This window comes from Aliikangiella litoralis, from assembly GCF_052495765.1.
This window is the reverse complement of sequence record NZ_CP199292.1, coordinates 5,340,191-5,352,375: the sequence shown is the minus strand read 5'-3', so window position 1 is coordinate 5,352,375 and position 12,185 is coordinate 5,340,191. Positions and strand designations below refer to the sequence as shown.

Below are 12,185 nucleotides of genomic sequence, written 5' to 3'. Positions count from 1 at the left end.
TCAATCATAAATAATTAATTTGGCTAGCTTATATTGAGGCAGGCGTTTATGAATAATAAAAAAAGAAAATACCAAATGACGTCATTAAGCTCACGTATTTTTAGCGTGTTTTTAGCTAACGAGACAATAATTAAACGGTTTTTACGTCGTTATTCGTTTAACCCAGATGATATTGATGATATCAGTCAAGAAACAATTTTAAGAGCGCTTGATGCAGAGAAAAATAAAGAAATCAACGAACCAAGGGCCTTTCTATTTGGAGTGGCGAAAAATATTGCCCGTAAATCACTAGAAAAAAAATCTCGATCACTCATTGATTTTATTGATGATTTTGGCGAAAAAGAGTATATATCTAATGAACCAAGTGTTGATGAGCATATCGATAGTCGAAAAAAAATGCTAATCTTTTGGGAGGCTGTTTCTGTATTACCACCACAATGTCAAAAAGTCTTCGTGTTAAAAAAAGTGTACGGTTATAGTCATAAAGAAATATCCAAAAAGTTAGAAATATCTATCAGTACGATTGAAAAGCACGTAGCAACTGGATTAATGCGGTGCAGTGAGTATATGGATAAGTCTCAAGCTGGCACTACTCGGGACGATAATATTTTTGCAATTCCTCAACAAGGAAAACGTCAAGTAATTAAGAAATGAGCGAACAATACTCGTTTAAAAGAAATAGTGAACTAACTGCGCAAGCCTGTGCCTGGATAGCGCAGTTGGAAAGTGAAAGTATGACATCAGATGACTTGTCTGCTCTTAAAGAATGGGTTGAGCGTAGTCCTGCACATAAAGAGGAAATCAGCCGTCTAGCTCACCTATCCAGTGAGCTTAATATACTTGCTGACATGGAGTTAGCTTTAAAAGAAGCTGCTGCTCGACAAAAAAATCCTCTGATGATGAAAAGAAAGCCATCTAGGATAAAACTCAGTTTTGTCAGTGCTGCCGCTTTACTCTTAATTGTAATAGTTGTTAAATATTTTTATTTTTCAAATAGTTTCCTTTCTACTGATGAACCTCTTATGTACTCAACCAGTATTGGAGAGTCTCGTGAAGTTTTATTATCTGATGGTACTTTATTTAACCTCAACACCAATAGTGAAATTGAAGTAGATTATAGTCAGCAAAGGCGAAAAGTACGTTTGTTAAAAGGAGAAGCTTTTTTTCAAGTGAGTCATGATGCTAAGAGACCGTTTATTGTTTATGCCGGAGAAAGTGCTGTACGAGCTATTGGCACTGCCTTTGCTGTCAGCCTATTACCTAAGGTTTTTGAGGTAACGGTCACGGAAGGGAAAGTCGAATTGTTAGATAGTATTAAAAGTGAGCAAGTTGAAATAGATAAAAAAAACACGAAGGTTGCGTTAACAGAGGATCCGGCAAATAAAAGAGTTAAAAAACTTCAAAAGCCAACACCTATTTATTTAAAGGCTGGTGAAACGGTTGTTTATCATGAGTCTGAGAAAAATAAATTAGGTGAAAATTTAGTTGAAGCCATTTCTGAAAGAGAAATAAGACGAAAGTTGTCTTGGCAAGATGGGTTGCTAGATTTTTCTGACACACCGTTAGTCAAAGTCATTGAAGATTTGAGCCGGTATACTTCAATAAAAATTGAAATTTCAGATCCCGAATTACGTAATATGAAATTTGGTGGGCTTTTTAGAACGGATGAGTTACAAGCTTTATTTGATGCATTAGAGAATTCTTTTGGTGTGAAAATTGAGAAAGTTAATGAAAATTATATTCGTTTGAGCCGTAATATAAAAAGTTCAATGTAATCACTTTTGTTTAATTTGTTAGGGCTAATATCATTTATTTATCAACTTACTTCATGGAAAGTTGCACAATTTAAATATTTTAAAAAAAATTATAATTTTATATAGCGGTTTTTTATTTTTAAAGGTACTACTTCAATAGAAACCGCTGTTGTAACGAAGATAAGAATGGTTTCAATTTTTATATTTTGGGAGAAAAGAAGTTATTTTACTTTGATAAAACGGTATTTTTCTTTTGTTTTATTATTAACTTGTTTTTTTTCGGCACCATTAGTGAGTGCTTTTGAATTAGATCGTGTTTATTTTTTGCAGATACCTGCTTCTAAGGCAAGTATCGCATTAAAGGATTTGGCTCGCCAAACAAAATATTCGCTGTTATTTCAAAATACAGAAATTGAATCAATTATGACTAATGGCATTAAGGGGAACTATACGCTTAAACAAGCGTTATCTCTTTTGCTCAAAGGTACTCATCTTTCAGGCGGTGTGACTGAAAGAAAAGTGATTACGATCGCTCGACTTTCTCAAACAACAAAATTGCCAGAGGATAGTATGGGTCAACCAAGTAAAACAACATTTCTAAGTAGTTTAGTCGGTCTGTTTACTACAATTTTTGGTTCATCAACAGTCGTTGCTGCAGAGGAGCCTGTTGAAACCGAGAGCGCGCAAGTGATTACAATAACAGGCATTCGCGGCAGCGTTGTAAAATCCTTAAATACTAAGCGTAATGCTGAATCTATTGTAGATGCAATTACAGCAGAAGATATTGGTAAGTTTCCTGATCAAAATGTTGCTGAATCACTCCAGAGGATTACTGGTGTATCAATAACTCGCGCTTTTGGTGAAGGCGAGCGAGTAAGTATTAGAGGAACAACAGACAGTCAGAACAGAACGCTACTCAATGGACAAGCAGTTGGCTCTGTGGACTGGTGGACCGGTTCTGCTGCAAGTCGTGGATTTAACTATACAATGTTACCTTCTGAAATTGTTTCAGATCTTGAAGTGTATAAATCACCACAAGCCGATCTTGATGAAGGCTCAATTGGTGGAACCATTATTGTGCGTACCAGAAAACCACTTGATTTAGACAGTAAGTCTTTTTTTGGCTCAGCTATGGGGCAATATAGTGAGTTATCAGGAGAAGTTGATCCACAATTGTCAGGGCTTTATAGCTGGAAAAATGAGTCTGAAACTTTTGGTGCATTGGTTTCTTTAATATCACAACAACGCAATTTACGGCGTGATGGTATAGAGGCTTGGAGTTGGGCAAATAAAACCGTTACTCTGGAAAACGGTACAACTTACGATAATGTTTATGCGCCTGGTGGCGGAGGTTCGGCAATGTTCTTACAAGATCGACAACGTACAGGGATCACCGCAACTTTTCAATTTGAACCAAGCGATAGCCATAGCATGGTGTTGAATATCGTTGATAACACTTTAAAGCTAGACAATGAAAATCAAAATTTTTTATGGCTTGTTGGTTATGGCGACTCTCAATACACAGAAGCTAATTTCATCAATAACAATGTTGTTGGGCAAGTTTTGGTTGGAGGCACTTTAGGTTTGTCGCCTACAGGTAATAATGTTCTGGATGAAACAAAAGTTCGAAACTCAGAAATGAGTACTCAAGTTTATGATTTTAAATATGAACATTTTGGTGATATCTGGACTTCAAGTATACAGCTAGGTTTAACTGAGTCAGAAGGTGGAACACAGGCTGATCGCAGTGTTGGTTGGGAAGGTAATACTATACACCGTTTTAGTGCTGCGACGGTTAAAAGTATTGAAACTAGTTATGATTTAGAACCGGCTAATGGAGCTAACTGGGATTTGGGCTTTCTTCGTTATGACAGTAATGATGCAAAAGATGAAGAAAATTATTTTCAAGCTGATTTTTTTAGAGAAATTAATTTATCTATTTTTAGTCAATTAAAGTTTGGTTTAAAACATCGAGATCATTCTCGTTTTAATACTAAGTTGACCACAGATAGTCGAACTGATTTAGGTTGGAATCTAGCGGATTATTCATTGCCAATGCCTTCAGACTTTTTATCTGGGCAAGGTAGTGCTGGAACTTTAAGAAATTATGCCATTACTAACTCGGATCAAATCAGAGGTGAGGGTGATGCACTTGTTTGGGATTATCGAGTTCTGAAGGCTAGTACATTTGATATTAATGAAAAAATACTGGCTGGATATTTTAAAATGAATATTGAAGCTGATGATTTACGTGGCGATATTGGGGTGCGACTCGTTAAAACCAAACAAACATCCGGTGCTTATCAAGGGGCGTCAGGCAGTGAAGTTTGGGTGGAAGAAAATAAAACTTATTCAGATATTTTACCCAGCTTAAATTTAATGGCGGACTTAACGGAAGATGTTGTGGTTCGATTTGCAGCGGCAAGGGTTATGTCGCGTCCAGACTATAATGCGATGACGGCATTTACTTCATACAATACTGAAACTCAAACCGGAACGGGTGGTAACCCTGAAATCGATGCATTTCGTGCGACACAATTTGATTTTGGTGTTGAGTGGTATTTTGATGAAGCAGCCTTACTATCTGCAGTGTATTTTCATAAAGATGTTTTATCATTTTTAGATAATGTGGCGGGATTGGAAATGCACGAAGGAGTCGAAATATTAATTAATCGCCCAACTAATGGTCGAAGTGGAACAATCCAAGGCTTAGAGTTTGGTTATCAACAAGAAATTTATGAAGGGTTAGGAGTATTAGCTAATTATACATTTGTTGATGGTGAAGCTAAGGGAGCCGATGGTAACAATACTACTATTCCTGGGAATTCTAAACACACTTTAAATTTAAGTGCCTATTATGAGCAAGAAGTATTGAGCGGACGAATTTCATACAATTACCGTTCTGGCTATGAATCAGGAACAGGTTGGCCTGGTTATGTTGATGACTATGCTCAAGTCGATGCTAACCTGACTTACAAGCTTAATGAGCAAATATCTTTTGTGCTAGAAGGAATTAACCTGACGGATGAGTACAATTTTACCTATCAGCAAGAAGGTGTAAAAAATGCGCTAACAGGTTTATATCGTAATGGTCGACGATATTTAGCGGGTGTACGCGCTAACTTTTAGGTCTGTTAGTTGTGATAGTATTTTTTATTATTCACAACTCTTTTGGTCGGCTTTTTTGGGTCGACTCTTTTAATTTTGAGTGGCTTAAGTAGGTAAATTTGATGCACGATGATTATCAAAATTATTGATGATATTTCAGATTTTAATTCATGTAAAACGTCGATATATCAACGTATAAAAATTTAATTACATTTTTCTTTGTCTTACTAAATTTAATACTGTTTTTTGATAAATAGTTACTTTTTAGTGAGCTTTCTCGCCAATTGTCAAAAATATGACTAGAAATCTAAGTTAAATCAGTGTATGTTTTAGTTAACCATTATGACAGCGCTGTCAAATATGGTCGTAAGCTTCGATAATTTAATAAAAAGTTATAGCTTAAGTAACACGTAAAACCAGTGATTTTTATTGGAGTGTACATTGGTTTAAAAAGGCTTAATAACGGTCATTGATTAATGATTAACTAACATTTTTAGGGGGAGAGGATGTCATCTCGCAAGTTTAAAAAACACTTACTGGCAAGCAGCATCGCAGTGGTACTCGGCACAGGTCTGGCGTTACCGTTGAGCGCTGAAGAGACAAAAGAAGAAGAATCAAGTGAAACGATTGTTATTACTGGTATTAGAGGTAGCTTAAAAGCTAGTATTAATAATAAACGATTATCCAATGCTGTTATTGATTCTGTCACAGCTGAAGACATTGGTAAATTACCTGATGCTAATATAGCTGATACTCTAAGTCGTATTCCTGGTATTGCTGTATCTAAGCAATTTGGTGAAGGGTCGACTGTTTCCATTCGAGGTGCTAGTAATCAGTTTACCTTAACTAATTTGAATGGCCAGAATATTGCTTCGACAGGTTGGTATTCACAACAAGCCATTGATCGTTCATTTAACTTTTCGTTACTGCCTGCTGAATTAGTTGATGGTATTGATGTTTATAAAAGCTCGCAAGCAAACATTGTTGAAGGTGGTGTGGGTGGAACGGTTGAAGTAAAAACTCATAAGCCGTTAAGTCTAGATAGTAATACCATTTTTGGTTCTGTGAAAGCACAGCAAGCAACAGGCTCAGGCACAACTGATCCACAAATATCAGCCTTGTATAGCTGGAAAAATGACGAAGACACATTCGGCTTTTTATTTGCGGTTGCCAGTCAGGAATATAGTCTAGAACGAAAAGGTACTGAGGCTTTAATTTCTTGGGGTGGTCGTGTTGCAGATGTTAATTTTAGACAAGAACGAGAACGTACTGCCTATGACGTAACATTTCAATTTGCGCCTAATGAGCGTTTGGATATGACATTACATTACCTTGACTTAGAACTGGGAGCAGATGGTGTTAATACCGCTAGTTGGGTACCTCAAGCTGTAGGAAGAGCTGATGGTAGTGCATGTCAAGCAACTATTCCTGGTAACGATGGCTCACCAGTATGTGTATTAAGCACTACGACTGCTGCGGATGGACAACAGCCTTATTGGGATGTTCGTCCACGTAACGCAACAATGACTTCAGAAACTTTGGATTTTAAGGCTGTCTATAAAGGCGACAACTTTGAAATTTCTGGTCAAATTGGTAATACCGAAGCGAAAGGTGGAACTAATTTTGAAACTAACTATGGTGTTCTTGTCGATCCAAGCTTTGCTGCGGGAACTATTGATGCCCGAGGTGATCGTGTCATCATGGATGTACCTGGTTATGGTCCTAATGATTTACCTGCTTCAGGTGTCTATGCCGGTTGGGAAGGTTTACAAACTGGTGCTGTAGTGAGTCAGCCTAATTCTGATGAAGAAAGCTATATGCAGGTTGATTTAGATTTTGATGTTGAGATGGGCGTTATTACTAAAATTGAAACAGGTCTTCGTTCAACTGAACATGATGTTGAAACTCGTACTTTGAGAGGCCAGTTTGATAATGGTGTGACATATCCCGATGCTTCAACTTGGGCTAGCGGTACACTAGAAGCCGGTTTAGATGGTCGTCATATTCCTGCCCCTAATGTGGGTGCTATGTTTGCGCACACTTATGGCGATTTAACTGGTTGGCAAGAAGATTTATCTGGCTATGCCACAATTAAAGAAGAAAACTTATCGGCTTATGTAATGGCTACATTGGAAGCCGATAATTGGCGCGGTAACTTTGGATTCAGATATATTGATACTGATGTACAAAGTGAATATTACGAACAAACTTTTACTAATGGCGGCAGAGAGTTTAGTGCAAATCCAGTTAAGGATACCGCAAGTTACGATGATATCTTGCCGAGCTTGAATCTGGTTTATGAACTAAATGATGACATGAACCTTCGCTTTAGTGCGGCAACTATTATCTCCCGTCCTAATTACGATGATATTTTTGCTAATTTAGATGTTAGTGGTAATCCGAATGATATTATTCCAGGAAACGAAGCATTAAATAAAGGTAGTGTTGAATTGTTACCTTATAGTGCAGACACATTTGATATTGGTTTTGAGTATTATTTCGATGAGTCGTCAATGTTTGCAATTTCTTACTTTACAAAGAGTGTTGATAACTTTGTTAGACCGACTATTTTAGAGAATCAATCAATTGGAATTAGTGCCCCTGACTTAGAAGCTCTAACACCTGCTGAGTTGGCCGATTTAGGTTGTACTTCATCTGATTGTTGGGATTTAGAACGTTACGTTAACGGAAAAGGTGGTGATATTGATGGATTTGAATTCCAATTAATGCACGACTTTGGTAATGGTTGGGGTGGTATTGTTAACTATACCTACACTGACGCAAAAACCGATCCGGTCAACTTTGCTGATAGAAATGCGGCATTCAGTGACAGTTCTGAAAACTATGTTAACTTCGTTGGTTATTACGAAGGTGACGTATTCAGTGTAAGAGCTGCGTATAACTGGCGAAGTGAGTTTATGGTTCGTGAAACCGGTTTTTATGCAAACCGCTTGCATGACTCCATTGGAACACTTGACTTAAACTTCTCTTATAAAGCTTCTGAGAACATTGATGTTATTTTCACTGTTGTTAATGCGACTGGTGAAAATGATTATGAGTATGGTAATGATAACCCATCACTGAATGGTGATTCTGGAGCACCGCGCTTCAGTAAAGACTATCCAGTATCGGCTTATGAGCGTGATACCATTTACTCTTTGGGCGTTAACTTTAATTTTTAATTGTTCAAAGTTGTTAGCAGTATAAAATTAGCTGAACTTTGCGTGAGCAAAGTTCAGCTTTTTTGTGTAAGCTAGTTGAATAATTAAATAATGATAAAACTTAAGTTTCATGTCAGATAGTATTCGCAAAGTTCTTATTGTAGGTGGCGGCACCTCAGGGTGGTTGAGCGCTGCTATTTTAGCTAAAAAGCTTTCTGGTTTTTCTGAAAATTTTGAAGTCGGTTTAGTTGAATCATCTGATATTCCAACAATAGGTGTCGGTGAGGGCACTTTTCCAACGATGCTCGATACTTTGCAGTATATCGGCATTAGTGAACAAGTGTTTATGAGTAGTTGCCAGGCAACCTTTAAGCAAGGAATTGAATTTGTTAACTGGATGAAACCAGCCGATAAAAATTCACAACATTCTTATTATCATTTATTTAACCCACCTGCTCAGGCAAAAAATATTGATTTAGTTCGAAATTGGGTTGATTGTAGAGGAGAAAAGCCTGACTTTGCACACGCCGTTTCTGCTCAGTCGTTTATTTGCGATCAACAACTTTCTCCTAAGTTACTTAATACACCTGAGTATCAATATAAAACACGGTATGCTTATCACTTAGATGCTGGAAAATTTGTTGCTTTATTAAAAAAACATGCAACTGAACAGTTAATGGTAAAACACCATATCGCCACTATTACGCAAGTGATGCAATCATCTTCTGGTGAAATTTCATCGGTAATTACCCAAGAAGGAAAATCATTAGAAGCTGACTTATTTATTGATTGTAGTGGTTTTGCCAGTTTATTAATCGGTAAAACGCTTAACGCGCCATTTAAAGATTTAAGTGATATATTATTTGTTGATCATGCTGTTGCTATTCAAGTGCCTTACGCTTCAGACAAAAGACCAATTGCCAGTCAAACCATTTCTACCGCCCATGAAGCCGGTTGGACTTGGGATATTGGGTTAGCTGAACGACAAGGTATTGGTTATGTTTATTCGAGTCGTTACACCAATCATGATAGAGCAGAGCAGTTAGTGAGAGAATATGCGACTCAGGTGGCTGATAGTACGATTAATATTGATGAGTTGGAAACACGAAAAATCCCCATGCGAGTCGGTTATAGGGAAACTTCTTGGGTTAAAAATTGTGTTGCTATTGGCTTTTCTGGTGGCTTTGTTGAACCATTAGAAGCAACAGCTATTTCAATGGTTGAAACGGCAGCCATGATATTAGCAGGGCAATTTCCGAAAAATAAAAAAAGCATGCAGGCTGTTGCAAAAAAATTTAATCAAGTATTTCAATTACGCTGGGAAAAAATTGTAGAGTTTATTAAGTTGCACTATTGTTTATCTAATCGTACCGACAATCAATTTTGGGTGGATAATTGTACTGATGACTCAATTCCTGACGGTTTGAAAGATAAGTTAGCGCTTTGGAAACATTTTCCACCACAGGATAATGACTTTGCGAGTCGATTTGAAATGTTTGGTTTTGCGAGTTATCAATACGTGTTGTATGGTATGCAGTTTAAGACCGATTATTCTTTTCCTTTTAGTAATGAATCTGAAAAAATAGCACAAAATATATTTAGTGCCATAGCAGGTCAAGGGAAGCAAGCGCTTAATGAATTGCCAGCTCATCGGCAAATTATCGATTATATAAACAATAAAACACATTAATTAAGGGTAACAGAATGACGAATACGAGTATTGTCCAACTTAACAAGCAGTTACATGTAAACGTTAAAATTAAACAAGGCATCGATATTAGTGCCATTAAAACTCATAATATGCTACCTGTTATTGTTCATGAGATGGCTCAGTTATCGACTGAGCTACCCATTGTATTTGTTAAAAATTCACAAACAGGGCAGTTCAACTCTGTTGTTTTGCTAGGTTTGCAAGAAGCGCAAAACTTATTAATTAAACAAAGTCAATGGCAAGGTCATTTTATTCCAAGTATATTATCTAATTTGCCATTGAATGTTGTTGCTACAAACCAGGAGAAAGATCAATTTACTATTGTTATTGATGAAAAAAGTGATTTGCTTTCAAACTCTGAAGGTAATGCATTATTTGATGCTGATGGAAATCAAACTGAATATTTAGATAAAAGGATAGAAGCATTAAAAAGTTACTATGAGTGTGTGCATGTTACGCAGGACTTTATTCAAACTTTAAATCAACTAGAGTTATTGGAGTTACAAAGCTTATCTTTTTCTATTGATGGAAATAAAAAAAATATTGGTGGAATTTATTTAGTTAATGAAAAAAAATTAAATGAGCTATCGAATGAAAATTTTAGTTTGCTAAGACAAAAAGGTTTCTTAGGTATTATTTATCATCATTTAGCATCCATTCATAATATGAGTAAATTGATTAAGTTAACTAATGAATTATCTAGCTAAAATCGAGTAGATTATAAATGAGTGAGTTATTAACCAAAGTTGTGATTGTTGGTGGTGGAACGGCGGGATGGTTAACCGCCAATCACTTAGCTAAAGCGTTGAAGCCAACGCCGGAAAGTAAAATTTCGATCACCTTGATTGAGTCTCCTGACATACCGACCGTTGGTGTAGGAGAAGGAACAGTACCGTTAATGCGTGAAACACTGGCTCATCTTGGTATTGGTGAAACAGAGTTTTTAACCGAATGTGATGCTACTTTTAAACAGAGTATTAAATTTGTAGATTGGGTTTATAATCCTGTGCAAAACACTAGCAATAAAAAGCAGCAATCATCTGAAAATAGATGCAATGATTTTTATCATCATGTTTTTAATTATCCGCAAGTTGTACCATTTAATCCTACTGAAAATTGGCTAAATAATGACGTTAATGCGACTGGAAAATTTGCAGAGGCCGTATCTTTTCAGTCGCAAATTTGTGAGTTAGGCTTAGCGCCAAAATTGATTACTCATCCTGAATACCAAGGTTTTTGTGAATATGCTTACCATCTAGATGCGGGTAAATTTAGTCGATTATTGAATAAAAATGCAGTGACGCGTTTAGGGGTTAAACATGTTGTGGCTAATGTGATTGATACTCAGTTGGATGTTGACGGTAATATTATTTCTGTTAAAACCGATCAAGATGAAAATATTTTAGGCGATTTATTTATTGATTGTAGTGGTTTTAGAGGCTTATTGATTGAAAAGCAATTGGCAGTAAAATTTATTGGTAAAAAAAATATTTTGTTAGCTGATACGGCACTGGCAATGCAAGTGCCGTACACTTCTCCTGATGATCCTATTTTATCCCATACGCTTGCTACAGCGCAGTCAGCGGGTTGGATTTGGGATATTGGGCTGACCACTAGAAGGGGCGTGGGTCATGTTTATGCCAGTCAATATATTGATCACCAGCAAGCTGAACAGGAATTAAGACAATACGTTGGGCTGCAGGCTGAGCACTTGGAATGTCGTCGGATAGATATGCGTGTAGGGCATCGGGAAAAATTTTGGGTTAACAACTGCATTGCAATTGGCTTATCTCAAGGTTTTGTTGAGCCTTTAGAGGCTACAGGGTTATTGATGTTTGATGCAACAGCACGAATTTTGGCTGAATTGTTTCCTAAGGTAAAACCTGCTATTCCTGGTGCGGCTCAGTTGTTTAATCAAAGAGCTTTGTATATTTGGCATAGAGTGATTGACTTTATTAAGCTGCATTATTTTCTAACGCAAAGAACTGATACCGATTTTTGGAAAGATAATCAAAAAGCAGATACTGCCACCGACAGCTTGTTGACTCAACTTGATAATTGGCGCTATCGGCTCCCGAATGAGCATGATTTCTTTTCTCGTTATGAAACCTTCAATTTGGATAATTATCTGTATGTTCTTTACGGAATGAATTTCTCAACACAAGTCTTTGAAAAAAATAGAGATTGTTCAAATAAATTGATGAGTGAACCAATTAAAAACTATTATGAACAGATAAATCAACAAGTTAAGCAGTTGAGCAATCAGTTGGAGTCAAATCGTGAGTTACTTGATAAGGTTAAACGTTTTGGATTGCAAAAGTGTTAGCTTGGCTGTCTTGGACCTAGTTTTTATAAAAGAGTCTGTAATTCAGTGGAGCAAATGGTTGGTAATTTTTATGCTGTATTATATTTGCATATCTGCTGACAAATGTTAATCTCAGCACTATCAAT

Annotated in this window: 7 protein-coding genes; all 7 read left to right on the top strand. The window is 36.6% G+C overall.

Annotation, left to right across the window (positions count from 1 at the left end):
• Positions 1-48: 48 nt before the first annotated feature.
• Entirely contained in the window at positions 49-654 is a 606-nt protein-coding gene (locus ACT5E3_RS22385) for an RNA polymerase sigma factor (protein ID WP_444995783.1), read from the top strand.
• On the top strand, positions 651-1,775 hold the full coding sequence (locus ACT5E3_RS22380; RefSeq protein WP_444995782.1) for a FecR family protein: 1,125 nt from the start codon (positions 651-653) through the stop codon (positions 1,773-1,775). Before ACT5E3_RS22385 ends, ACT5E3_RS22380 begins: the two co-directional genes overlap by 4 nt.
• A 165-nt stretch (positions 1,776-1,940) precedes the next feature.
• Positions 1,941-4,883 carry a TonB-dependent receptor gene (locus ACT5E3_RS22375; protein WP_444995781.1) on the top strand — a complete coding sequence of 981 codons (2,943 nt, stop codon included), beginning with the start codon at positions 1,941-1,943 and terminating at the stop codon, positions 4,881-4,883.
• A 485-nt stretch (positions 4,884-5,368) separates the two neighbouring features.
• The gene (locus ACT5E3_RS22370) at positions 5,369-8,044 is read left to right on the top strand and encodes a TonB-dependent receptor (RefSeq protein WP_444995780.1); all 2,676 of its coding nucleotides are present in this window, start codon (positions 5,369-5,371) and stop codon (positions 8,042-8,044) included.
• A gap of 109 nt (positions 8,045-8,153) precedes the next feature.
• Positions 8,154-9,713: a tryptophan halogenase family protein gene (locus ACT5E3_RS22365; RefSeq protein ID WP_444995779.1), complete on the top strand. Its 1,560-nt coding sequence runs from the start codon at positions 8,154-8,156 to the stop codon at positions 9,711-9,713.
• A gap of 14 nt (positions 9,714-9,727) precedes the next feature.
• Complete coding sequence (locus ACT5E3_RS22360; protein ID WP_444995778.1) at positions 9,728-10,441, top strand: SapC family protein; 714 nt, start codon at positions 9,728-9,730, stop codon at positions 10,439-10,441.
• Positions 10,442-10,458: 17 nt separating this feature from the next.
• Positions 10,459-12,060, top strand: coding sequence for a tryptophan halogenase family protein (locus tag ACT5E3_RS22355; RefSeq protein ID WP_444995777.1), 1,602 nt, complete (start codon positions 10,459-10,461; stop codon positions 12,058-12,060).
• The last annotated feature ends 125 nt before the right edge of the window (positions 12,061-12,185 follow it).